Origin of the sequence: Symbiopectobacterium sp. RP (genome assembly GCF_050472005.1) — a bacterium.
GTDB lineage: Bacteria > Pseudomonadota > Gammaproteobacteria > Enterobacterales > Enterobacteriaceae > Symbiopectobacterium.
On the sequence record NZ_JBGOGS010000002.1, the window covers coordinates 522,978 to 546,323 of the forward strand.

The 23,346-nt window shown below is 49.7% G+C and carries 17 protein-coding genes, 5 tRNA genes and 9 pseudogenes; 13 read left to right on the forward strand and 18 right to left on the reverse strand.

Annotated elements, in window-relative coordinates:
• Nucleotides 1-4 precede the first annotated feature (4 nt).
• From glmU to ACD630_RS20960, 4 genes are all read left to right on the forward strand, one after another.
• On the forward strand, nucleotides 5-1,378 hold the full coding sequence (gene glmU / locus ACD630_RS20945; RefSeq protein ID WP_430361226.1) for a bifunctional UDP-N-acetylglucosamine diphosphorylase/glucosamine-1-phosphate N-acetyltransferase GlmU: 1,374 nt from the start codon (nucleotides 5-7) through the stop codon (nucleotides 1,376-1,378).
• A gap of 179 nt (nucleotides 1,379-1,557) precedes the next feature.
• Complete coding sequence (glmS, locus tag ACD630_RS20950) at nucleotides 1,558-3,390, forward strand: glutamine--fructose-6-phosphate transaminase (isomerizing) (RefSeq protein WP_430360523.1); 1,833 nt, start codon at nucleotides 1,558-1,560, stop codon at nucleotides 3,388-3,390.
• 82 nt (nucleotides 3,391-3,472) lie between these two features.
• Complete coding sequence (locus ACD630_RS20955; RefSeq protein WP_430360524.1) at nucleotides 3,473-3,907, forward strand: hypothetical protein; 435 nt, start codon at nucleotides 3,473-3,475, stop codon at nucleotides 3,905-3,907.
• A 5-nt stretch (nucleotides 3,908-3,912) separates the two neighbouring features.
• Entirely contained in the window at nucleotides 3,913-4,104 is a 192-nt protein-coding gene (locus tag ACD630_RS20960) for a transposase (RefSeq protein WP_430359251.1), read from the forward strand.
• 92 nt (nucleotides 4,105-4,196) lie between these two features.
• Here the strand turns inward: ACD630_RS20960 and ACD630_RS20965 are convergent.
• From ACD630_RS20965 to alaS, 11 genes and pseudogenes are all read right to left on the reverse strand, one after another.
• Nucleotides 4,197-5,107 (reverse strand): annotated as a pseudogene (locus tag ACD630_RS20965) (IS5 family transposase).
• Nucleotides 5,108-5,163: 56 nt separating this feature from the next.
• A pseudogene (locus tag ACD630_RS20970) lies at nucleotides 5,164-5,373 on the reverse strand (ATPase RavA stimulator ViaA); the annotation flags it as partial.
• Nucleotides 5,322-6,218 carry an IS630 family transposase gene (locus tag ACD630_RS20975; protein ID WP_430360525.1) on the reverse strand — a complete coding sequence of 299 codons (897 nt, stop codon included), beginning with the start codon at nucleotides 6,216-6,218 and terminating at the stop codon, nucleotides 5,322-5,324. The pseudogene ACD630_RS20970 and the gene ACD630_RS20975, both read right to left, overlap by 52 nt.
• Before the next feature lie 32 nt (nucleotides 6,219-6,250).
• Complete coding sequence (luxS, locus tag ACD630_RS20980) at nucleotides 6,251-6,736, reverse strand: S-ribosylhomocysteine lyase (protein ID WP_430360526.1); 486 nt, start codon at nucleotides 6,734-6,736, stop codon at nucleotides 6,251-6,253.
• 169 nt (nucleotides 6,737-6,905) lie between these two features.
• On the reverse strand, nucleotides 6,906-8,465 hold the full coding sequence (gshA, locus tag ACD630_RS20985) for a glutamate--cysteine ligase (RefSeq protein WP_430360527.1): 1,560 nt from the start codon (nucleotides 8,463-8,465) through the stop codon (nucleotides 6,906-6,908).
• Nucleotides 8,466-8,544: 79 nt separating this feature from the next.
• Nucleotides 8,545-8,973 (reverse strand): YqaA family protein, encoded by a 429-nt coding sequence (locus ACD630_RS20990; RefSeq protein ID WP_430360528.1) that lies wholly within the window; start codon nucleotides 8,971-8,973, stop codon nucleotides 8,545-8,547.
• The gene (gene yqaB, locus ACD630_RS20995) at nucleotides 8,970-9,536 is read right to left on the reverse strand and encodes a fructose-1-phosphate/6-phosphogluconate phosphatase (protein ID WP_430360529.1); all 567 of its coding nucleotides are present in this window, start codon (nucleotides 9,534-9,536) and stop codon (nucleotides 8,970-8,972) included. The genes ACD630_RS20990 and yqaB overlap by 4 nt, the downstream gene beginning before the upstream one ends.
• A 196-nt stretch (nucleotides 9,537-9,732) precedes the next feature.
• Nucleotides 9,733-9,809 (reverse strand) — tRNA-Arg (locus tag ACD630_RS21000).
• Between the two features lie 8 nt (nucleotides 9,810-9,817).
• Nucleotides 9,818-9,910 (reverse strand) — tRNA-Ser (locus ACD630_RS21005).
• 301 nt (nucleotides 9,911-10,211) lie between these two features.
• Nucleotides 10,212-10,397, reverse strand: a complete 186-nt coding sequence (csrA, locus tag ACD630_RS21010) for a carbon storage regulator CsrA (RefSeq protein ID WP_005972168.1) — start codon at nucleotides 10,395-10,397, stop codon at nucleotides 10,212-10,214.
• 327 nt (nucleotides 10,398-10,724) lie between these two features.
• Complete coding sequence (gene alaS, locus ACD630_RS21015; protein ID WP_430360530.1) at nucleotides 10,725-13,352, reverse strand: alanine--tRNA ligase; 2,628 nt, start codon at nucleotides 13,350-13,352, stop codon at nucleotides 10,725-10,727.
• 233 nt (nucleotides 13,353-13,585) lie between these two features.
• Between alaS and ACD630_RS21020 the strand changes: the two are divergent.
• Together ACD630_RS21020 and ACD630_RS21025 are read left to right on the forward strand one after the other, a co-directional pair.
• Nucleotides 13,586-14,021, forward strand: a pseudogene (locus ACD630_RS21020) (transposase); the annotation flags it as partial.
• A 283-nt stretch (nucleotides 14,022-14,304) separates the two neighbouring features.
• Nucleotides 14,305-14,883 (forward strand): annotated as a pseudogene (locus ACD630_RS21025) (transposase); the annotation flags it as partial.
• 257 nt (nucleotides 14,884-15,140) lie between these two features.
• On the opposite strand, the gene ACD630_RS21030 reads toward ACD630_RS21025, so the two are convergent.
• The 3 genes from ACD630_RS21030 to ACD630_RS21040 all read right to left on the reverse strand — a co-directional run bounded on the left by ACD630_RS21030 (nucleotide 15,141) and on the right by ACD630_RS21040 (nucleotide 15,478).
• A tRNA-Lys gene (locus ACD630_RS21030) sits at nucleotides 15,141-15,216 on the reverse strand.
• Nucleotides 15,217-15,223: 7 nt separating this feature from the next.
• Nucleotides 15,224-15,299: transfer RNA gene (locus ACD630_RS21035), tRNA-Val, on the reverse strand.
• A 103-nt stretch (nucleotides 15,300-15,402) separates the two neighbouring features.
• Nucleotides 15,403-15,478, reverse strand: a tRNA-Val gene (locus ACD630_RS21040).
• A gap of 268 nt (nucleotides 15,479-15,746) precedes the next feature.
• Between ACD630_RS21040 and gltX the strand changes: the two genes are divergently transcribed.
• Both gltX and ACD630_RS21050 read left to right on the forward strand, forming a co-directional pair.
• Nucleotides 15,747-17,153, forward strand: a complete 1,407-nt coding sequence (gltX, locus tag ACD630_RS21045; RefSeq protein ID WP_430360531.1) for a glutamate--tRNA ligase — start codon at nucleotides 15,747-15,749, stop codon at nucleotides 17,151-17,153.
• Between the two features lie 126 nt (nucleotides 17,154-17,279).
• Nucleotides 17,280-18,027, forward strand: a pseudogene (locus ACD630_RS21050) (IS256 family transposase); the annotation flags it as partial.
• Nucleotides 18,028-18,055: 28 nt separating this feature from the next.
• Here the strand turns inward: ACD630_RS21050 and ACD630_RS21055 are convergent.
• The 3 genes and pseudogenes from ACD630_RS21055 to ACD630_RS21065 all read right to left on the reverse strand — a co-directional run bounded on the left by ACD630_RS21055 (nucleotide 18,056) and on the right by ACD630_RS21065 (nucleotide 19,581).
• Complete coding sequence (locus ACD630_RS21055) at nucleotides 18,056-18,526, reverse strand: transposase (protein WP_430360532.1); 471 nt, start codon at nucleotides 18,524-18,526, stop codon at nucleotides 18,056-18,058.
• Nucleotides 18,527-18,624: 98 nt separating this feature from the next.
• Nucleotides 18,625-19,089 carry an IS630 transposase-related protein gene (locus ACD630_RS21060; RefSeq protein ID WP_430360533.1) on the reverse strand — a complete coding sequence of 155 codons (465 nt, stop codon included), beginning with the start codon at nucleotides 19,087-19,089 and terminating at the stop codon, nucleotides 18,625-18,627.
• Nucleotides 19,090-19,133: 44 nt separating this feature from the next.
• Nucleotides 19,134-19,581, reverse strand: a pseudogene (locus ACD630_RS21065) (putative holin).
• Nucleotides 19,582-19,925: 344 nt separating this feature from the next.
• Between ACD630_RS21065 and ACD630_RS21070 the strand changes: the two are divergent.
• The 3 genes and pseudogenes from ACD630_RS21070 to ACD630_RS21080 all read left to right on the forward strand — a co-directional run.
• Nucleotides 19,926-20,585 (forward strand): annotated as a pseudogene (locus tag ACD630_RS21070) (IS5 family transposase); the annotation flags it as partial.
• A 42-nt stretch (nucleotides 20,586-20,627) separates the two neighbouring features.
• Entirely contained in the window at nucleotides 20,628-21,407 is a 780-nt protein-coding gene (locus ACD630_RS21075; protein ID WP_430361319.1) for a hypothetical protein, read from the forward strand.
• Between the two features lie 138 nt (nucleotides 21,408-21,545).
• Entirely contained in the window at nucleotides 21,546-21,836 is a 291-nt protein-coding gene (locus ACD630_RS21080; protein ID WP_430360437.1) for a hypothetical protein, read from the forward strand.
• A 186-nt stretch (nucleotides 21,837-22,022) separates the two neighbouring features.
• On the opposite strand, the gene ACD630_RS21085 is transcribed toward ACD630_RS21080, so the two are convergent.
• Nucleotides 22,023-22,244, reverse strand: coding sequence for a hypothetical protein (locus tag ACD630_RS21085; protein WP_430360534.1), 222 nt, complete (start codon nucleotides 22,242-22,244; stop codon nucleotides 22,023-22,025).
• A gap of 334 nt (nucleotides 22,245-22,578) precedes the next feature.
• On the opposite strand from ACD630_RS21085, the pseudogene ACD630_RS21090 reads away from it, so the two are divergent.
• Together ACD630_RS21090 and ACD630_RS21095 are read left to right on the forward strand one after the other, a co-directional pair.
• Nucleotides 22,579-22,857 (forward strand): annotated as a pseudogene (locus tag ACD630_RS21090) (transposase); the annotation flags it as partial.
• Nucleotides 22,858-22,901: 44 nt separating this feature from the next.
• Nucleotides 22,902-23,260: pseudogene (locus ACD630_RS21095) on the forward strand (hypothetical protein); the annotation flags it as partial.
• Between the last annotated feature and the right edge of the window lie 86 nt (nucleotides 23,261-23,346).

Here is a 23,346-nt window from a genome sequence, read left to right on the forward strand (position 1 = left end):
GTGCATGTCTAACAGTGTCATGAGCGTGGTTATCCTTGCCGCTGGCAAAGGAACACGTATGTTTTCCGATCTACCAAAAGTACTTCATCCGCTCGCTGGTAAGCCGATGGTTCAGCATGTGATTGATGCGGCTATGGAAACGGGTGCCAAACAGGTGCATTTGGTCTACGGACACGGCGGCGATTTACTGAAAGACAGGTTAACCAACCCGGATTTGAATTGGGTTCTGCAAGCGGAGCAACTCGGTACCGGGCATGCCATGCAGCAGGCGGCGCCGTTTTTTGCTGATGATGAAGATATTCTGATGCTGTACGGTGATGTTCCTTTGATATCACCCGCCACGCTGGTGCGCTTGCTGGCGGATAAGCCACAGGGTGGCATTGCGCTTCTGACGGTGAAACTGGACGACCCCACCGGTTATGGCCGCATTGTGCGCGATGATAACGGGTCTGTGGTCGGGATTGTCGAGCACAAGGACGCGACGGAACAGCAGCGTCAGATTAACGAAATCAACACCGGCATTCTGGCAGCAAACGGTCAGGATCTGAAACGCTGGCTGAGCCAGTTAAACAATAACAACGCGCAAGGCGAGTATTACATCACTGACATTATCGCTATGGCTGCTTCAGAAGGCCGCCGGGTTGAAGCCGTACATCCTGATAATCTGAGCGAAGTGGAAGGGGTTAATAACCGTCTGCAGCTGGCGACGCTGGAACGTGTCTATCAGCGGGAACAGGCCAATAAGTTGCTGCTGGCGGGCGTCATGTTATTCGATCCCTCTCGTTTTGATCTGCGTGGGACATTAACCCACGGACGTGATGTGAGTATTGATGCTAATGTGATCATTGAAGGCCAGGTCTCATTAGGGAATCGGGTTGAGATTGGTGCGGGCTGTATCATCAAAGGCAGCGTGATCGGTGATGACTGTGTCCTCAGCCCGTACACCGTGTTAGAAAATGCGGTTTTGGACGCTGAGTGTACGGTAGGGCCCTTTGCGCGCCTGCGACCGGGGGCCGAGCTGGCACAGGGTGCACACGTTGGCAATTTTGTTGAGTTGAAAAAGGCGCGTTTGGGTAAAGGTTCCAAAGCAGGCCATTTGACCTATCTTGGCGATGCGGAAATTGGTGATGATGTGAATATTGGTGCAGGCACCATCACCTGTAATTATGACGGTGCCAACAAGCACAAAACCGTGATTGGCGATCGGGTGTTTGTCGGCTCTGACAGTCAACTGCTGGCCCCTGTGACCGTAGCCAGTGGCGTGACCATCGGTGCTGGCACCACGGTAACGCGCGATGTGGAAGAGAATGCGCTGGTGATAAGCCGGGTAAAACAGCGTCATATTTCAGGTTGGGCGCGGCCTGTTAAGAAAAAATAAGTGATGTCGCCTCCCATTTTGTGGAGGCGGTTTTGCACAGTGTTTTAGGCTAAAGCACTCCGCAAAACATAATAATCCCCCACTCTCTACAAGGCTCGGGGACGCCGGAAAAACCGGCACGATCAGGTCTAAGACGTCGAAAGTGACACAATATGTCACGCGTATAGGAATACACATCCATGTGTGGAATTGTAGGCGCAGTTGCGCAACTCGATATTTCTGAAATTCTGTTAGAAGGGCTTCGCCGCCTTGAGTACCGTGGTTATGACTCTGCGGGGCTGGCGGTGGTTGACGCAGAGGGGCACGTTGCCCGCGTACGTCGCTTGGGTAAGGTACAGATGCTGGCACAAGCGGTGGAAGAGCATCCGCTGGCGGGCGGTACGGGCATTGCTCATACCCGTTGGGCAACGCACGGTGAGCTGTCAGAAGAAAATGCGCACCCGCACGTCTCCGGCCCTATTATCATCGTTCACAACGGCATTATCGAAAACCACGAACCGCTGCGTGAAACGCTGATCGGGCGTGGCTATCGCTTTGTTTCCGAAACCGATACCGAAGTGGTTGCGCACTTGGTGCACTGGGAACAGCAACAAACCGGCGGCGCGCTGGTTGACGTGGTAAAACGCGTTATCCCTCAACTGCGTGGCGCTTACGGCATGGTAGTGATGGACAGTCGCGATCCGAGCGTGCTGGTGGCTGCGCGTTCTGGGAGCCCGCTGGTGATTGGCCGTGGTGTCGGTGAAAACTTCCTTGCGTCTGACCAACTGGCTCTGTTGCCAGTGACCCGCCGCTTTATGTTCCTAGAAGAAGGCGACGTGGCTGAAGTGACGCGCCGCACTGTGCGCATTTTCAACCGCGCGGGCGAACTGGTTGAACGCGAAGAGATTGAATCCAAAGTCAATTATGAGGCGGGTGACAAAGGTGCATACCGCCACTACATGCAGAAAGAGATTTACGAACAGCCGTTGGCGATCAAAAACACCCTAGAAGGGCGTTTTAGCCACGGTGAAGTGAATCTGTCTGAACTGGGTCCAAAAGCGGATGAACTGCTGGCTAAAGTGCAGCATATTCAGATTATTGCCTGCGGTACGTCCTACAACTCAGGCATGGTATCGCGTTATTGGTTTGAAGCACTGGCGGGTGTGCCCTGTGATGTGGAAATCGCCTCTGAATTCCGCTATCGCAAACCGGCGGTGCGCGCCAATAGCCTGATGATCACCCTCTCTCAGTCCGGTGAAACTGCGGATACGCTGGCAGCGTTGCGCTTGTCCAAAGAGCTGGGGTATCTGGGATCGCTGGCTATTTGTAACGTGGCAGGATCATCGCTGGTTCGTGAATCCGATTTGGCGCTGATGACCAAAGCCGGTACGGAAATTGGCGTGGCGTCCACCAAGGCGTTTACCACCCAGTTAACGGTGTTGCTGATGCTGGTGGCGCGTATTGGCCGTCTGCGCGGTATGGATGCCCAGATTGAGCACTATATTGTCCACGGTCTGCAAGCGCTGCCTGCGCGTATTGAGCAGATGCTGTCACAGGACAAGCTGATTGAGTCTCTGGCAGAAGGTTTCTCTGATAAGCACCATGCGTTGTTTCTGGGACGCGGCGATCAGTACCCTATCGCAATGGAAGGAGCGCTAAAGCTTAAAGAGATCTCTTACATTCATGCAGAAGCGTATGCGGCCGGTGAGTTGAAGCACGGCCCGCTGGCGTTGATTGATGCGGATATGCCTGTGGTGGTGGTTGCGCCCAACAATGAGCTGTTGGAAAAACTGAAATCCAACATCGAAGAAGTGCGCGCACGCGGCGGTGAGCTGTATGTGTTTGCCGACGAAGAAGCGGGCTTTACCAGCAGCGAAAACATGCGCATCATTCCGCTGCCGCATGTGGAAGACGTTATTGCCCCAATCTTCTACACCGTGCCTTTGCAGTTGCTCTCCTACCACGTGGCGCTGATTAAAGGCACCGACGTTGACCAACCGCGTAACCTGGCGAAATCGGTGACGGTAGAGTAACTGCCGCTATGCTGAGCTGCATAACTGGACCTGCCCTATAGGCATAGATATCTACACATCTTTTGCAATATCTGCTATTACGTTGCTGCATGATCTCAACTTATGCATCGGCGGGATTGATGCCCGCCTTAACCGGCGTTATCAGCGTTTGGTTAAGCAACACATGACTCCCGCAGCACCATTGGCGTCAGCCGTTAAAGACCTTGCCTGCGCGCAGAAAACAACATTCGCCACTACTCAGGCCGTTTGGCGTTTTTTTAATAATGAACGTATTAGCTTCAGTCAGCTCAATGAACCGATTATTTCGCTGGCTCTCCGGCAGGTTGCACTTAGCCCGCATCCATACGCTCCCGTCGTTCACGACTGGTCTCATTTACAGTTTCGTACCCACAATGGGAAAGAAGAACGTTTGAAAATGACGCATGGTGGCGACGTCGGTTATGAACTACAAACCAGCCTACTGCTTGATGCTGCAAATGGTTTACCAATATCCCAGTACTCCCTAAAAACAGTGTAATCGTGATGGACAATGCAACTTTTCACAAAAAACATAATATTCAACAAGTCATCATCGATGCAGGGTATATGGTGGAGTATTTGCCTACATATTCGCCAGATCTTAACCCCATTGAGCATAAATGGGCACAAGCAAAAAGCAAAAAAAGAGAGAGTGGTTGCGATACAGAGATTTTGTTCTCAGTCCATATGGTGTAATCAAAAATTAAGTCGCTTGGCTATATGGTCGAAAATGGGCTTTGTTGAATAAATCAGAACTTGTAACAACTGCGCACCATACGGGTCGATTGTTATGTGATGCGAATACTGTTCGGCATTCCTAATAGCGTGATCAGGTTAAGCGCTTTGACCATGGCCATGGCTTCACCCACCTGACCATCGTAGTCTCTCAGACTTAGATAACCACCCAGAAGCCTTTTGAACTGGAACATGGCCGTTTCAGCCACTGAGCGCCGGTGATAGCCCACTTTCTTTTTCCAGATATCGTTACTACCGCTAATGCGCTGATTTGCAACAGCGTGGTAGCGATCTTGCCAATATTGCGCCCCCTTCGTGGCGGGATAAGCGGCCTTATTTTCTTCCTCAGCAGAACATCATAGCAGTAAACTGTATCGTAAGCGCCGTCAGCCGATGCCTCTCTGATTTTCCGGTGGGTCTGGTTTATCAGCGCCGGTAGAGCTTGGGCATCAGTCGTACCACTGAGCGACAAATCCGCACAGATAATCTCATGCGTCACACTGTCTACTGCCAGGTGCAGCTTACGCCATACCCTGCGTCTGTCGGCACCATGCTGCCGGACTTTCCATTCGCCTTCGCCAAAGACCTTCAGGCTGGTTCCATCAATGACCAGATGTGAGATTTCACCACGGGTTGGCGTTTTTATGCTGATGTTCACTGTCTTTGCTCGCTTGCTGAGCAGCGAATAGTCTGGACAATGGAGCGACAATTTAATCAGTTTAAAAATCGAGTCAACAAAGCCCTGTAAAGCCCTCAATGAAAGGCCAAACACGCGTTTCATCATCAGGACTGTGGTGATGGCCATATCTGAGTAGTGGAGCGGTCGTCCACGCCGTTCAGTAGTGTTTTTTTCCGTCCATGCAGCAATGGCTGATTCATCTAGCCATACGGTTAGAGAACCGCACTGCTTGAGGGCCTTGTTATAAGAGGGCCAGCTGGTGATTTTAAAATTTTGTTTTGCCATGGAGAGCTGATTTTGAAACAACTGTGTTGATCTGCTCCGATGATTACCCAAAAGTTCTATTTATTCAACAAAGCCTCGAAAATGTGCAGGATGCCAGGTTTTCCATGTTGTGACATCGCAACGGCATGAAAACGATGGTGGTGTTGTTGCTGTCGTTGCCGAACGCGTTGCACGGTCTCTTCAGGCAAGCGCTGTGCGATGAAATCAGAAATCATCACCGCATCGGCATCATGCCACACATCATCTTCCAGTTTGTCCAGCAGCGCTGACATATAGCCAAGCGACTTAATTTTTGATTACACCGTATGGACTGAGAACAAAATCTCTGTATCGCAACCGCTCTCTCTTTTTTTGCTTGTGCCCATTTATGCTCAATGGGGTTAAGATCTGGCGAATATGTAGGCAAATACTCCACCATATACCCTGCATCGATGATGACTTGTTGAATATTATGTTTTTTGTGAAAAGTTGCATTGTCCATCACGATTACCCTGTTTTTAGGGAGTACTGGGATAAGGACTTGTGTGACCCAGGAATAGAAAACATCGCTGTTAATATTGATATCAAATAATCCGATAGCAAACAGCATTGTGCCTAATAAAGCGCCGATAACATTTGTTCTTCCCTTGGCTCCCTCGTTCTTCAGGCCAAAACACCGTTGACCTTTTGGGGAATAGCCGTGAGTCCGTAGGGTATCGTGTGGAAAACCACTTCCATCAATAAAAACAATAGTTTTTCCTTTTTTTTCATACTGTTGCATTTTTTGTTGAAATGCTTGCCGGGCGCTTTCGTCGGCTTTCGGATGACGTAGCGTTTTTTTATAGGTCAATCCCAGCTTTTTAAGAGCTGGCCAAATGGCCTTCTGACAAACGCCAAAACGCTCTGCACGTTCTTTTTGGTAAGCATCTGGATATGGTTCAACATCTTTTATCAACTCGGATTTATCGCTCTTTCGCTGACGCGTGGTCGATGCTTTTGACGCTATTTGATTAATCCAACGCAATACAGAGGCAGGGCCAATCCGAAATTGCTTCGCTGTTTCTCGGATACTCAACCCTTCTTCTTCCCGTGTAGATATCACTTTACGTCTAAAATCAATTGAATAGCTCATTTAAATAATGCAATCAAAATTAAGTCGTTTAGCTATAACGCCAAATCGTTGTTCTGGTTGACGCCAATCGGATGCGCCAGAATATGGCGTGCAATGTCCTGAGCCTCTTCCAGAGAGTGCATCTCATAGGTGCCGCACTGGAACTCGTTTAGCTCAGGGATTTTGCGTTGATCGGTCACTTTGAGCACATCCTCCATCGCCGCGCTCCAGGCTTTAGCCACGCGTTGCTCTGCCGGTGTGCCAATCAGGCTCATGTAGAATCCCGTGCGGCAACCCATCGGAGAAATATCGATAATTTCAACGCCATCACCGTTGAGATGGTTGCGCATGAAGCCGGCAAACAGGTGCTCCAGCGTATGAATACCGCGCTCCGGCATCACCTCTTTATTCGGGCGACAGAAACGCAGGTCGAATACGGTAATGGTGTCGCCATGAGGGGTTGTCATGGTTTTAGCCACTCGAACCGCCGGTGCTGCCATGCGGGTATGGTCTACGGTGAAGCTATCTAATAACGGCATGTTGCCAGCTCCTCATAAAAAAATGACTTTTTTCATCTTTCCAAGAAACTTTTTGGTTCCCAACGAGTCTGACTCTATGAAAGACGCTCATTTATTATCATCCCTATTTCTCAGAGATGTTTTTCGGCCACTGCTTATACCGTGGCCTTTTCTTTAATCTAGTGTCTGCTCAAGCCTGAGTCGCTGCCAGATAGGCCTCGAACGACAGCGTATCTTGCGCTTCCAGCGTGTGCTGTTTTTGCCAGGCGCGTTCACTCTCGGCAACAAACTGCGCCTCCGTCAACACCGCTAAAGGCTCTTGACTGAGCTGCTCACGATAGCGGTCTGCCAACGTCAAGCCAAGATTACCGCAGCCCTGCGCTTTCAATAGCGGCAACAGACGCCCGGAGAACGTATTTTCCGGCTTATCGAACCCTACGCTCAACTCGTCACAGACCTGCTGATAATAGGGCTGTTCATGTTCTCTATCCAGCACTTCTGCCACGCGCCGCAGATCGCGGAACAAGGCATGTCCGACATCGGCCAATGGCTGCTGCCGCGTTTCACATCCCATACCAACGGTCAACCCCGGTTTGCGCCCTTCCAGAATAATACGGTTCCAGTTTTTACGGGTACATTGCAGTTCGGCGCTATCCATTTCCGGCGCATCAGCCAGTGCGCACCAGATCAGGAACAGATCGAGGAAACGCACCTGGTCGGCGCTGACCCCCGACGGGGTAAAGGGATTGATATCCAGTGAGCGTACTTCAATATACTCAATGCCGCCGCGCATCAGCGCATCAGAGGGCGTTTCGCCACTGCGAGTTACACGTTTAGGACGGATCGGCGCATACAGCTCATTTTCGATCTGCAACACGTTGGTATTGAGCTGCAAGTAGCGATCGCCTTGTTTAACCCCCATCGCGGCATATTCCGCTGACGGCGTTTTGATCGCACGCTTCAGCGCTGCCACATATCCATCCAGCTTATTAAACGTGATGCCCAGATTGCTCTGTGATTTGTTGGTGTAGCCCAGATCGCTCAAACGCAACGAGGTCGCGTAGGGAAGATAATAGAGCCCGTTTTCGCCACGTTCAAACGGCAATGCCGTTTCACGCCCCTGCAAAAAAGAAGAGCAGATCGCGGGCGAGGCGCCAAACAGATAAGGAATCACCCATCCAAAACGGTAGTAGTTACGGATCAAACGAAAATAACCGGCGGATATCTCCTGCTTACCACTTTCAGCGTCAGCGACGCCTGCACGCGCTTGCCAGAATGCCAGCGGCAGTGAAAAGTTATAATGCACGCCGGAAATGGTCTGCATCAACGCGCCATAGCGGTTTTTCAACCCCTCACGGTAGAGCGTTTTAAACCGGCCAATGTTCGATGTGCCGTACTGAGCCAGCTCGATATTTGTCTCATCGGGAATAAAACACGGCATGCTAAACGGCCATAACCGCTCAGAACCGATGTTACGCACGACATAGCGGTGAATGTCCTGTAAGAATGCCAACAGGTGATCGACATCCCGATCTACAGGCGTAATAAATTCTAATAAGGATTCTGCGAAATCCGTTGTGATCCAGGGATGGGTTAATGCCGCCCCTAAATTTTCTGGGTGCCCTGTCTGTGCCAAATGTCCATTGGGCTGTACGCGTAACGTTTCGCGTTCAATACCGCGTTGAATCCCCTTCACCGCATCAGGGTGATGTTCAAGCCAGGCCAACGCTTGTGATATATCCGGGATCAAATCGACCTCCCGCTGTTAGATGTAATTATTGTTCGCATAATGAAATCGTATCATCTCTACTAAAATACAGTGCTACACGTTATGACCACAAAGTCATTCCTTGTAATGCCACGATGGCCACCACGATATAACGCAGCGCTTTTCCGATACAGATAAAAAGCGTGGAGTACAACCACGGCATGCGCAGCCATCCCGCTGCCACGCATAGCACGTCGCCAATAACCGGTACCCAACTCAACAAAAGCGCCACCGGACCATAACGCTGCAACCAGCGTAGCGCCGTCAACGTGCCGGTACGCGGCTTTGGCCGTGGCAGAATACGCCCCAGCACCAGATTGGTCATACCGCCCAGCGTATTGCCTATTGTTGCCACGACAATCAGCAGCACCGCGCCGGTAACCTTCGCCACCAATAAAGAGACCAGCAGCACTTCAGAGCTGCCAGGTAATAATGTCGCGCTGAGAAAACTACTCCAGAAGAGAGAAACCAGTCCCCAGAAGGCACTCACAGCGTGCGCACATCGACAACAGCCATGTTTGCGCGCTGCGCTGCCTGAATGCCAAAATCCGCATCTTCAAATACGACGCAGGTTTCAGGCTCTACCTGCATAAGCTGGGCGCAGCGCAGGAAGGTGTCAGGAAACGGTTTATGATGCAGTACATCCTCCGCGCCGACAATACCAACAAAGTAGTCGCGCAAGCCAAGATGACGTAGCAGCCTGTCAGCCAGATGGCGTGGGCTACCGGTGCCAACCGTCATAGGTCGACATCCCTGGTACGCTTTCACCACGTCAATCAAGGGCAACGGCGTAACCGTATCAAACAGCATCTCTTCCACCAGCACCAGCTTTTCAGTGGCCAGCGCCTTTGGGTCCATATCCACGTTATGCCGGGCCAGGATCACCGCTGCGATTTTCTCAATGGGAGCACCATTGTACGCCACCATTTCTTGAGCATCATAGGTCATGCCGTACTTGCCCAGAATGTTATGCCAGGCTGCGCGGTGTGTGGGCTCAGTATCGAGGATGGTGCCATCCATATCAAAAATAAGACCTTGATAACGATCGTACATCGTGACTCCGTGAATAGCGCAAAAGAGCCGTTACTTTAGCGCAAAGTCAAAATGATGTCGCTGGTTCAATAAAACCACAAAAAGCAAGGCTATCGGTGTATAAGCGGTTAGTAAGGGGGGATTAGCAACATGCAGGCAACGCTGGGGATAAAATCAAAGGGAAAGTATGGGATATTATGATTCACAACATGAGGAATGGTGCATCCGGGAGGATTCGAACCTCCGACCGCTCGGTTCGTAGCCGAGTACTCTATCCAGCTGAGCTACGGATGCATAGTAAATGGCGGTGAGGGAGGGATTCGAACCCTCGATGCAGCTTTTGACCGCATACTCCCTTAGCAGGGGAGCGCCTTCAGCCTCTCGGCCACCTCACCAACACGCTAACCTTCGAACCACGATGATGATGTTTCCTTCATCGTGCTCACCGGTACTGCGTGGCGCACATATTACTTTCCCGGACTTATAAGTCAAACAATTTTTCCTAACTCTTGGTTGTTTGAACAAATCACACCCAACACGCACAGATTCACAGCGAAAAGTCTATTTTATCAACAGCGTTAACGGCTATTGATGCCTGTGACAAAACGTACTCATAGGAAACTAAAACGGCATGGGAGGATATTCAGGGAAGCTAAAACGAACGCGTCCCTCCTGAGAGGCGAGACGCTTGGTAAATCAGTAGGACGTTGGTTGCGACTTTTCCGCTTGGATCCGCTGGTAAATCTCTTCGCGGTGAACAGAAACTTCTTTCGGCGCATTAACACCAATACGAACCTGGTTGCCCTTTACCCCTAGCACGGTAACCGTCACCTCATCGCCAATCATGAGGGTTTCGCCAACTCGACGAGTCAAAATAAGCATTCTTTGCTCCTTGAAAGATTATAAAGAGTCGGGTCTCTTTGTCTCCCCGCCATTCTCCATCATGCGCCGTGAAAACATAAACCTAAATGGGGAAACGCACTCCGCCATCTTACTCCAGTGTATCGTTACTTTTAGTTTAGTCGATGTCAGCCGTTTTCGCTGTTTTATCACGACATTTGTTATCACAACAAAGGGCTACGGCATGCTCCGCTTACCAACACAAGCTCGGCAGACCGATATTTCCCCCCCAGCGCACGTCCCTAGCCTAAGGGGAAAACGCCAAAATAAATATTTTGGCGTTTCGTTGAGATAACACACTATTTATAGTTATAGCCTATCCGTTACCCATGTTTCAACGCTAGATAGTGCCGAAGGTAAAGCGGCTGGGTTGTTCCCACCGGCTTGTGCCATATCAGGACGTCCCCCCCCTTTACCACCGACCTGCTGAGCGATAAAGCCAATCAATTCACCGGCTTTAACACGATCGGTCAAATCCTTCGTGATACCGGAAATCAAGCTGACTTTATCTTCTGAGACGGTTGCCAGCACAATGATGGCTGAACCGAGCTGGTTCTTCAGATCGTCCACCATAGTACGCAATAATTTCGGGTCGGTGTTATCCAACTGTGTTACCAACAGTTTCGCACCCTTGATCGTTTTCGCCTTCGAGGAGAGCGAGGCACTTTCTTGGGCTGCCTGCTGTTCTTTCAACTGTTGCAGCTCTTTTTCTAACTGACGAGTACGATCCAGCAGGGAACGCACTTTTTCCGCCACGTTATGGCTATCGCCTTTGACCAGTTGGGTCACATCCTGTAATACGTCACTTTGACGATGCAGCGCCGCCAGTGCCCCACTGCCCGTTACGGCTTCAATGCGTCGAATACCCGCCGCCGTCCCTGATTCGGAGACAATCTGGAACAAACCGATATCCCCGGTACGTTTGGCGTGCGTACCACCACACAGCTCAATGGAGAAATCGCCCATGGTCAATACACGCACATGATCTTCATATTTCTCGCCGAACAGGGCCATTGCACCTTTGGCTTTTGCATCCGATAGCGCCATCACATCAGTGTCAACGTCGTGGTTACGACGAATCTGCGCGTTGACAATATCTTCCACCTGACGGATTTGCTCTGCCGTCATGGCTTCCGGCTGCGAGAGGTCAAACCGCAGGTAGTTATCGTTAACCAACGAGCCTTTCTGGGCAACGTGCTCGCCCAGTACCTGGCGCAGCGCGGCATGCAGCAAATGAGTGGCAGAGTGGTTAAGACGAATACGATCGCGACGCTCACTATCTACATCAGCATTCACCGTATCATTGACGCGCAGCGTACCCTGAGTCAGAGACCCCAAGTGACCAATTGCCTGACCAAACTTTTGGGTATTCCCAACGGTAAAGCACACGTTGGCATTATGCAGCGTCCCGGTATCGCCGACCTGACCGCCCGATTCCCCATAGAACGGTGTTTCATTGAGGATAACCACGCCCTCTTCACCGGCATTGATCGCTTCGACCGCCTGCCCGTTTTGATAGAGTGCAATAACCGTAGCCTGCTGCTGTGTCTTGTCGTATCCCGTAAATGGCGTGGCCACATCAACACGAATCAGGGTGTTATAATCGATGCCGAACCCACTGGTTTCACGTGCGCGCTGGCGTTGTGCTTCCATCGCACGCTCAAAGCCGTCCTTATCCACCGTAAGATCGTGCTCACGGCACACGTCTTCCGTTAAATCGAACGGGAAGCCGTAAGTGTCATACAGCTGGAACGCCGTCTCACCGTCCAGTACGTTCCCTTTCAGGTTTTTGATCTCTTCATCCAGCAGGCTAAGGCCGCGTTCCAGCGTGCGGGCAAACTGCTCTTCTTCCGCTTTCAGCGCCTGTTCAACCACCGCTTGCTGCTGTTTCAATTCATCAGCCGCCGCCCCCATGACCTGAATCAATGGCGCAACCAATTTATAGAAGAAGGCCTCTTTGGCATCGAGGAAATTACCGTGACGCACCGCGCGACGAATAATACGGCGCAGAACATAACCACGGTTTTCGTTGGATGGCATGACGCCATCAGCGATCAGGAATGCGCAGGAGCGGATATGGTCAGCGATAACGCGCAAGGACCTGTTGCTCAAATCCTGAGTGCCAATAATGCGCGCCGCTTCTTGGATCAATGTGGTAAAGACATCGATCTCGTAGTTGGAATTGACGTGTTGCAATACCGCAGTAACACGCTCCAGCCCCATCCCGGTATCAACAGACGGTTTAGGCAACGGAACCATGGTGCCATCCGCCTGACGGTTGAACTGCATAAATACCAGGTTCCAGATCTCGATATAGCGATCACCATCTTCATCCGGGCCTCCCGGAGGACCGCCTTGGATATGGTCGCCATGATCGTAAAAAATTTCCGAACACGGACCACATGGGCCAGTATCACCCATCTGCCAGAAGTTGTCAGACGCGTATTGACCGCCCTTGTTGTCACCAATACGGATAATGCGCTCGGCGGGTACGCCGACTTCGTTTGCCCAGATGTCATAGGCTTCATCGTCGGTGGCATATACCGTTACCCATAATTTCTCTTTGGGCAGGTTAAACCATTGCGCACCAGTCAGCAGTTCCCATGCATATTGGATGGCATCACGCTTGAAGTAGTCACCGAAGCTGAAATTACCCAGCATTTCAAAGAAGGTGTGGTGACGCGCGGTGTACCCGACGTTATCTAAATCGTTATGCTTACCGCCTGCACGCACGCAGCGCTGTGACGTGGTAGCACGCACATAGTTGCGCTTGTCCAGCCCTAGGAAAACATCCTTGAACTGGTTCATTCCCGCGTTGGTAAACAGCAATGTCGGATCGTTATTCGGAACCAGTGAAGTACTGGAAACGATCTGGTGTCCTTTACTCTGGAAAAAATCGAGAAACGCTTGACGGATCTCAGCGGTGCTCTTGCTCATAATTGTCCTGGAATGAAACTAAAAAAACAGATCGTGGGCAAGGCTAGTGCAGCATAGTGACGCTACCCGTGCAACTCACGAACAAAAAGTGGGAATAAGATAAATTTTCTTCGGGGGGAAGTAAAACACCGGATGCATTCAATGCGAAAAATTCGTACAGAGAGCCTGTACTCGAGATTGTGTAATTGCCTGATTTTGATATGTTCAATCCAACATCAAAAGCAGATTACTTTATGGATGAAAAACAGTTACAGGCTCTGGCTAACGAGCTGGCCAAAAATCTCAAAACCCCTGACGCTCTCAACCCGTTTGATCGCCTGCTGAAAAAGATCAGCGTTGAAGCTGCCCTTAATGCTGAAATGACCCATCACCTCGGGCATGAGAAGCACCAGTCCAAATCTGGAACTAACACGCGCAATGGCTACTCCACAAAGACTGTTATAGCCAACCGACTTAAAAATGATTACAACAGATACCCTGATATGCGGCAAAAAAGCATAGCTGGCTGTTATCAAAATAATGTCGGTTGGCTATACCACCGGCGATGGTCCGCTGGAACTGCGTACACCACGTGATCGTGATGGTTCCTTTGAACCGCAGCTGGTGAAGAAGAACCAGACCCGGATCTCCGGGATGGATAACCAGATTTTATCGTTGTATGCCAAAGGGGGCTTTGTTGAATAAATAGATTTTGTGCTGGCAGCCCAGCGAAACGATGGATCCTCGCAACGTAAAATCATGCAGTTAGGCCTCATGAGAAAAGTGTACACCTGAGATGACAAGCATTTTCAACCAAAACTGGCATGGAAAAACAGCATGATTACCTATTATTCAACAAAGCCGCCAAAGGGATTGAGTTATGCTCATTTCTGGTGTACGGGGTTTCGGGGAGGGTGGTGTATCCTGCTGATTGATTTCGTGGATGATTTCAACAACAGAGAGATGATACCCCATGAAAAAGTCTACCCTACAGGTCTCCGCAGAACCAGATATTGCCGGTGATCCCTTGCATGAACTCATTCGTAATGGTGCCAGGCAACTGATAGCTGCCGCCGTTGACGTTGAGCTCGAAGCCATGCTGCAACAACATGCTGAACGCCGCCTTGACGACGGGCGTCATGCTGTCGTTCGTAACGGCTATTTGCCACAGCGAACCATACAGACGGGTATTGGGGATGTTGAAATTAAAGTGCCTAAGGTCAGGGAGCGCAGCGGCAACGGAATATGCTTCAACAGCGCGTTGTTGCCGCCTTATCTGAAACGTGCAAAAAGCGTCGAAGAGTTGCTACCATGGCTGTACCTGCGAGGCATATCCACCGGTGATTTTCACGAAGCCCTGAGGGCGCTTCTCGGTGAAAAAGCTAATGCCCTCTCTGCCAGTACCATCAGCAGACTGAAACAGCAATGGCTTGAAGAGCACAGGCAATGGTGCCTGCGTGATTTAAGCGATACGCGCTACGTTTATTTCTGGGCCGATGGCATATACAGCCATGTCAGGCAAGATGATTGCCTTTGCCTGCTGGTCATTATAGAAAAACGACTTAAAAATGATTACAGTCAATACCCTGATATGTGGCAAAAAAATACAGCTAATTGTTATCAAAATAATGTCGCTTGGCTATAAAAAAGGTCTACTAAAATGGCAGGGGAAAGGTTAATCGGAATGAGACCATCTTTTGCGATTGACGCTAACGGCGTTTTCGCTCAAGCCTAAGCAATGACCAGTGTTTGTTGCGATGTCTCATTCAGATGAGAAAGTATTAAAGGACAAAGGAGAAGTCTGCGAAATGGTGGGTCGTGCAGGATTCGAACCTGCGACCAATTGATTAAAAGTCAACTGCTCTACCGACTGAGCTAACGACCCGCAGAAGTGGTGGGTGATGACGGGATCGAACCGCCGACCCCCTCCTTGTAAGGGAGGTGCTCTCCCAGCTGAGCTAATCACCCAATTTCACTCTTTCTTACATCGTACTTCCGTGCTAACACAGTCGTACTTCATACCATAATACTCAACGATATGATATTTCACACAACGCACACTCAACGTGAGTGGTGGGTGATGACGGGATCGAACCGCCGACCCCCTCCTTGTAAGGGAGGTGCTCTCCCAGCTGAGCTAATCACCCTCGCTGTGTGGAGTCGCATTATAGGGATAGTTGAAAGTGAGTCAACGCTTTTTAAATGCAAAATGTGTGTTCGTTGTAAAATTAGGCAACACGTCGTTTTTCTGGGCATTCGTGGTCAATAATTCGGCGTGTTGTTAGTCCTATTCAACACGCAATGCGGTTACAGCGTTGAGGAATCAGGGCAGAGTGATAGAATATCGCCAACTTTTGGCTGGAACCGTCGCTGGTGTCTGCCAGTCGCCCTTAAGTAACAAGGCTTATTATCCCAATGAAAATCAAAACTCGTTTCGCGCCAAGCCCCACTGGCTATTTGCATGTCGGCGGCGCTCGTACTGCGCTTTACTCTTGGCTGTTTGCCCGTCACCATCAGGGTGAGTTTGTTTTGCGTATCGAAGACACTGACCTAGAGCGTTCAACGCAGGATGCCATTATGGATGGCATGAACTGGCTGAACCTAGATTGGGATGAGGGTCCGTACTACCAGACCAAACGCTTTGACCGTTACAACGCGGTGATTGATGAAATGCTGGTGCAGGGCACCGCCTACAAATGCTATTGCAGCCGTGAGCGTCTGGAAGCGCTGCGTGAAGACCAAATGGCGAAGGGTGAAAAACCACGCTATGACGGCTGCTGTCGTGATTATCATGCGCATCATGCCGATAATGAGCCTCACGTGGTGCGTTTTCGTAACCCGCAAGACGGTTCTGTTATTTTCAACGACCGTATTCGTGGCCCGATCGAATTCAGCAATCAGGAACTGGACGATCTGATCATTCGCCGCACTGATGGTTCGCCAACCTACAACTTCTGTGTAGTGATCGACGACTGGGATATGGAAATCACGCACGTTATTCGTGGTGAAGATCATATCAACAACACCCCGCGCCAAATCAATATCCTGAAAGCGTTGGGGGCGCCGGTGCCGGAATACGCCCATGTGTCGATGATCTTGGGCGATGATGGCAAAAAACTGTCCAAACGTCATGGTGCCGTGGGCGTGATGCAGTATCGCGATGATGGTTATCTGCCAGAAGCGCTGCTCAACTATCTGGTCCGTTTAGGGTGGTCACATGGCGATCAGGAAATTTTCTCCATTGATGAGATGATGCAACTGTTTACGTTGGATGCCGTAAGCAAATCGGCCAGCGCCTTCAATACCGAGAAGTTGCAGTGGCTGAACCATCACTATATCAATCATCTGCCAGCTGAATATGTGGCAACGCATCTGTCATGGCACATTGAGCAGGCAGGGATCGACACCCGCACCGGGCCGCAACTGTGCGAACTGGTGACGCTGTTGGGCGAGCGCTGCAAAACACTGAAAGAGATTGCGGCGTCCTGCCGTTATTTCTATGAAGATTTTGCCGAGTTTGATGCCGATTCTGCCAAGAAACACTTGCGTCAGCTTGCTCGCCAGCCATTGGAACTGGTGCGTGAGAAGCTTGCTGCTATTAGCGACTGGACTGCGGAAAACATCCATCACGCCATTCAGGGCACGGCGGACGAACTGCAACAAGGCATGGGTAAAGTCGGTATGCCGCTGCGTGTGGCGGTAACTGGCGCGGGCCAATCACCGGGCGTCGATGTTACGGTACACGCGGTGGGTCAGCAACGTGCATTGGCACGCATCGATAAAGCATTGGCCTTTATCGCTGAGCGTGAAGCGCAGCAATAATCGCGTAACCCAGCGATCGAAACGCCCCGAGTTATGCTCATTTCTGGTGTACGGGGTTTCGGGGAGGGTAGCGTATCCTGCTGATTGATTTTGTGGATGATTTCAACAACAGAGAGATGATACCCCATGAAAAAGTCTACCCTACAGGTCTCCGCAGAACCAGATATTGCCGGTGATCCCTTGCATGAACTCATTCGTAATGGTGCTAGGTAACTGATAGCTGCCGCCGTTGAGGTTGAGCTCGAAGCCATGCTGCAACAACATGCTGAACGCCGCCTTGATGACGGGCGTCATGCTGTCGTTCGTAACGGCTATTTGCCACAGCGAACCATACAGACGGGTATTGGGGATGTTGAAATTAAAGTGCCTAAGGTCAGGGAGCGCAGCGGCAACGGAATATGCTTCAACAGCGCGTTGTTGCCGCCTTATCTGAAACGTGCAAAAAGCGTCGAAGAGTTGCTACCATGGCTGTACCTGCGAGGCATATCCACCGGTGATTTTCATGAAGCCCTGAGGGCGCTTCTCGGTGAAAAAGCTAATGGCCTCTCTGCCAGTACCATCAGCAGACTGAAACAGCAGTGGCTTGAAGAGCACAGGCAATGGTGCCTGCGTGATTTAAGCGATACGCGCTACGTTTATTTCTGGGCCGATGGCATATACAGCCATGTCAGGCAAGATGATTGCCTTTGCCTGCTGGTCATTATCGGCGTCACTGAGCATGGACGTAAGGAGCTGGTTGCGGTTGAAGATGGTTATCGAGAGTCAGAAGCAAACTGGGCCGAACTTCTTAATGGCCTGCGAGCACGTGGCCTAACCCGTATCTCCCAAGCTGGCTACGGGAGACGGTGCCCTTGGTTTTTGGAATGCAATGGCAAATATATAGCCAAGCGACTTAATTTTGATTACACCATATGGACTGAGAACAAAATCTCTGTATCGCAACCACTCTCTCTTTTTTTGCTTTTTGCTTGTGCCCATTTATGCTCAATTGGGTTAAGATCTGGCGAATATGTAGGCAAATGCTCCACCATATACCCTGCATCGATGATGACTTGTTGAATATTATGTTTTTTGTGAAAAGTTGCATTGTCCATCACGATTACCCTGTTTTTAGGGAGTACTGGGATAAGGACTTGTGTGACCCAGGAATAGAAAACATCGCTGTTAATATTGATATCAAATAATCCGATAGCAAACAGCGTTGTGCCTAATAACGCGCCGATAACATTTGTTCTTCCCTTGGCTCCCCCGTTCTTCAGGCCAAAACACCGTTGACCTTTTGGGGAATAGCCGTGAGTCCATGGGGTATCGTGGGCTTTGTTGAATAAACATATTTTATGCTGTACCCCCGGTGAAACGACAGATCCTCGCAACGCAAAATCATGCAGTTAGGCCTCATAAGAAAACTGTAAACCTGAGGTGACAAGCATTTTCTACCAAAACTGGCTTGGCAAAACAGCATGACTCACTATTATTCAACAAAGCCGGTATCGTGTTGAAAACCACTTTCATCAATAAAAATAATAGGTTTTCCTTCTTTTTCCTTCTTTTTCCTTCTTTTTCCTTCTTTTTCATACTGTTGTATTTTTTGTTGAAATGCTTGCCGGGCGCTTTCGTCGGCTTTCGGATGACGTAGCGTTTTTTTATAGGTCAATCCCAGATTTTTAAGAGCTTGCCAAATGGCCTTCTGACAAACGCCAAAACGCTTTGCACGTTCTTTTTGGTAAGTATCTGGATATGGTTCAACATCTTTTATCAACTCGGATTTATCGCTCTTTCGCTGACGCGTGGTCGATGCTTTTGACGCTATTTGATTAATCCAACGCGATACAGAGGCAGGGCCAATCCGAAATTGCTTCGCTGTTTCTCGGATACTCAACCCTTCTTCTTCCCGTGTAGATATCACTTTACGTCTAAAATCAATTGAATAGCTCATTTAAATAATGTGATCAAAATTAAGTCGTTTAGCTATATTCATCATCACAGCCCCGTCGCCACGGCAAGACACACCGCCGCCACAATCACTGCCCGACGCAGTTGGGCTGCCGCAAACACCTGATGGCAGCCGCTGCGCACTGTATGTCAGCCTTGCGCCACCTCGAGGTGGTCATGGTGCAGGTATTGATCGGGACGAGCCTTGGGGAACAGCGAACGGTCAAGCCAGTAACCGACCACCGCCGCTAGGGTGATCAAGGCCAGCTTGTATAGCCAAGCGACATTATTTTGATAACAATTAGCTGTATTTTTTTTCCACATATTAGGGTATTGGCTGTAATCATTTTTAAGTCGGTTGGCTATAGATCACCACCGGTAATTGCTGCGGTGACACCAGACCAATCACCAGCAACAGACCGGCAGCGGTCAGTAACCAGCCGCTTAATCGCGGGGTTTTTAATGGCGGTAAGGTCAATTTTTTTCGCGTTTTCATTACCATCTCCCTGAAAATCAGGCAGACAGTGTGACAAGGCAGGTCGCTAAACGCTTTTAAAGCGGTTTACTAGTGGGGATACGGGGAAGCGGTTAGGTTAGGCGCAGTGATTAGCCTCGACAGGGGCAAGGGAAAAAGCGCGACCCGCCCGGTGCGATAACACCGGACAGGCCGTCAACACACAGACACGACCTGTGAGTCAACCGTGGCGCTTTCCGTCCTCGAGGACAGGAAAGAGCTTACACTAATTTCCATTAGTGAAAAAGGCGAACAGTGAATGCAGCAAAATTTCTTACCGATATAGCCAACCGACTTAAAAATGATTACAGCCAATACCCTAATATGTGGAAAAAAATACAGCTAATTGTTATCAAAATAATGTCGCTTGGCTATATAACAAGGCCCTCAAGCAGCGCGGTTCTCTAACCGTATGGCTAGATGAATCAGCCATTGCTGCATGGACGGAAAAAAACACTACTGAACGGCGTGGACGACCGCTCCACTACTCAGATATGGCCATCACCACAGTCCTGATGATGAAACGCGTGTTTGGCCTTTCATTGAGGGCTTTACAGGGCTTTGGTGACTCGATTTTTAAACTGATTAAATTGTCGCTCCATTGTCCAGACTATTCGCTGCTCAGCAAGCGAGCAAAGACAGTGAACATCAGCATAAAAACGCCAACCCGTGGTGAAATCTCACATCTGGTCATTGATGGAACCGGCCTGAAGGTCTTTGGCGAAGGCGAATGGAAAGTCCGGCAGCATGGTGCCGACAGACGCAGGGTATGGCGTAAGCTGCACCTGGCAGTAGACAGTGTGACGCATGAGATTATCTGTGCGGATTTGTCGCTCAGTGATACGACTGATGCCCAAGCTCTACCGGCGCTGATAAACCAGACCCACCGGAAAATCAGAGAGGCATCGGCTGACGGCGCTTAGGATACAGTTTACTGCTATGATGCTCTGGTGAGGAAGAAAATAAGGCCGCTTATCCCGCCACGAAGCATAGGTATCTACACATCTTTTGCAATATCTGCTATTACGTTGCTGCATGATCTCAACTTATCCATCGGCGGGATTGATGCCCGCCTTAACCGGCGTTATCAGCGTCTGGTTAAGCAACACATGACTCCCCCAGCACCATTGGCGTCAGCCGTTAAAGACCTTGCCTGCGGGCAGAAAACAACATTCGCCACTACTCAGGCCGTTTGGCGTTTTTTTAATAATGAACGTATTAGCTTCAGTCAGCTCAATGAACCGATTATTTCGCTGGCTCTCCGGCAGGTTGCACTTAGCCCGCATCCATACGCTCCCGTCGTTCACGACTGGTCTCATTTACAGTTTCGTACCCACAATGGGAAAGAAGAACGTTTGAAAATGACGCATGGTGGCGACGTCGGTTATGAACTACAAACCAGCCTACTGGTTGATGCTGCAAATGGTTTACCAATAGCGCCCCTGTCTCAAACTCTAACCGATAGGGCGGGTTGTCGTTCAACGCTAACCGAGGGCTTGTCTGAGAGTCTGACTCATATGGATGCTTTGACGGCTGATATCGCCCGCGTTGAGTCTCTTGATACCGGGAAGAAGTTAGTTCATCTCATTGACCGTGAAGGTGACTCCATCGGGCATATGCGCACATTAAGCTCCCAGGAAATATGTTGGCTTATCTGGGGAAAGGAAGGGCATCGGGCCGAGTGGGGCGGTGACACCCGTAAAATTGGTGAAATTGCAGACGATCTGCCATTTATCGCAAACGGACAGGTTGGCTGGAAAGGGAAAAAAGCCAATATGGAGATCGGGGAAACATCCGTGATCATATAGCCAAACGACTTAAAAATGATTACAGCCAATGCCCTGATATGTGGCAAAAAATACAGCTAATTGTTATCAAAATAATGTCGCTTGGCTATAACGTGAACAGCAAAAGCGAAGCGGAAAGACAAGAACACCGGACGGCGAGTGAAAGTTCAGCCAGACGTAGCTCTGACACTCAGATTAGTTGTGGTTCGCCTTACCGATACTCACGGTAAATTTATCGGACGCTGGACGCTGCTCACAAACGTTAGCAACGAGCTCACCAGCGCGGAAGTCGCTCGCTGGTATTACTGGCGCTGGGGTATTGAATCCTTTTTTAAGCTGCTGAAAGGTGCCGGTCATGATGTAGAAAAATGGCTTCAGCGCAGTGCTGGTGCCCTGCTACGCAGGTTATTGATAGCTAGCATGGCATGTGTGCTGGTATGGCGGCTGTAACGCGCTGAAGGAGAGGACAATGCGGCAGCCCGTCAATTAATTTGCCGATTATCCGGACGACAACAAAAACGAGGGCGTAAAGAAAGCGCCCCAGCGCTGCTTGCCGGACTATCCATCCTGCTAAATATAGCCAACCGACTTAAAAATGATTACAGCCAATGCCCTGATATGTGGCAAAAAATATAGTTAATCGTTATCAAAATAATGTCGCTTGGCTATACGTTCATTATTAAAAAAACGCCAAACGGCCTGAGTAGTGGCGAATGTTGTTTTCTGCGTGCAGGCAAGGTCTTTAACGGCTGACGCCAATGGTGCTGCGGGAGTCATGTGTTGCTTAACCAGACGCTGATAACGCCGGTTAAGGCGGGCATCAATCCCGCCGATGGATAAGTTGAGATCATGCAGCAACGTAATAGCAGATATTGCAAAAGATGTGTAGATACCTATGGCCTGAAGCGCGGCCTCTTCGGTTGGAGCCTGATAAACTGCTTTGAGGTCGCGTGTTACCGCCTTATATAGCCAACCGACTTAAAAATGATTACAACAGATACCCTGATATAGCCAAGCGACATTATTTTGATAACAATTAGCTGTATTTTTTGCCACATATCAGGGCATTGGCTGTAATCATTTTTAAGTCGTTTGTCTATACCTTGACGTTATTAGCAGACTATACCCCGGAAGAACTTGCCCACTTAGCTATGGTGGTTTTTAACCCTTTATGATGTGTAGATACCTATGGCCACGAAGGGGGGCGCAATATTGGCAAGATCGCTACCACGAGCGTAACCACGCTGTTGCAAATCAGCGCATTAGCGGTAGTAACGATATCTGGAAAAAGAAAGTGGGCTATCACCGGCGCTCAGTGGCTGAAACGGCCATGTTCCGGTTCAAGAGGCTTCTGGGTGGTCATCTAAGTCTGAGAGACTACGATGCTCAGGTGGGTGAAGCCATGGCCATGCTCAAAGCGCTTAACCTGATCACGCTATTAGGAATGCCGAACAGTATTCGCATCACGTAACAATCGACCCGTATGGGGCGCAGTCGTTACAAGTTCTGATTTATTTAACAAAGCCCGTGGACAACTACATTATCCATAAAAGCCGGGAAACATAACGCTGGCTGAAGGAAAATCCGAAGTTCAGGGTGATTTATCAGTCGGTTTACTCACTTGGGTGAATCACGTTGAGCTGCTATGGCAGGCGTTTCACGACACGATATAGCCAAGCGACATTATTTTGATAACGATTAGCTGTGTTTTTTGCCACATATCAGGGCATTGGCTGTAATCATTTTTAAGTCGGTTGGCTATAACACGCAACCATCAGCGCCGTTCGATGTGGCAACTGTTGAAAAAGGTTCGCTATTTTATGGAAACCGTCAGCCCATTCCCCGGAGGTAAACATGGGCTGGCAAAAGTGTAGCGGTATTAGGCACAGCTATTTAGCATTGAATAAACTAGCATAGAGAGTGAGCTTACGTAATTGTTACCATATCCACAGGCTATAAT

Bases quoted from the DNA above. Each gene is read 5' to 3' on its own strand.
- glmU (WP_430361226.1), top strand. From the start codon at position 5: ATGTCTAACAGTGTCATGAGCGTGGTTATCCTTGCCGCTGGCAAAGGA.
- glmS (WP_430360523.1), top strand. From the start codon at position 1,558: ATGTGTGGAATTGTAGGCGCAGTTGCGCAACTCGATATTTCTGAAATT.
- ACD630_RS20960 (WP_430359251.1), top strand. From the start codon at position 3,913: ATGGACAATGCAACTTTTCACAAAAAACATAATATTCAACAAGTCATC.
- ACD630_RS20975 (WP_430360525.1), bottom strand. From the start codon at position 6,218: ATGAGCTATTCAATTGATTTTAGACGTAAAGTGATATCTACACGGGAA.
- luxS (WP_430360526.1), bottom strand. From the start codon at position 6,736: ATGCCGTTATTAGATAGCTTCACCGTAGACCATACCCGCATGGCAGCA.
- yqaB (WP_430360529.1), bottom strand. From the start codon at position 9,536: ATGTACGATCGTTATCAAGGTCTTATTTTTGATATGGATGGCACCATC.
- csrA (WP_005972168.1), bottom strand. From the start codon at position 10,397: ATGCTTATTTTGACTCGTCGAGTTGGCGAAACCCTCATGATTGGCGAT.
- alaS (WP_430360530.1), bottom strand. From the start codon at position 13,352: ATGAGCAAGAGCACCGCTGAGATCCGTCAAGCGTTTCTCGATTTTTTC.
- gltX (WP_430360531.1), top strand. From the start codon at position 15,747: ATGAAAATCAAAACTCGTTTCGCGCCAAGCCCCACTGGCTATTTGCAT.
- ACD630_RS21060 (WP_430360533.1), bottom strand. From the start codon at position 19,089: ATGAGCTATTCAATTGATTTTAGACGTAAAGTGATATCTACACGGGAA.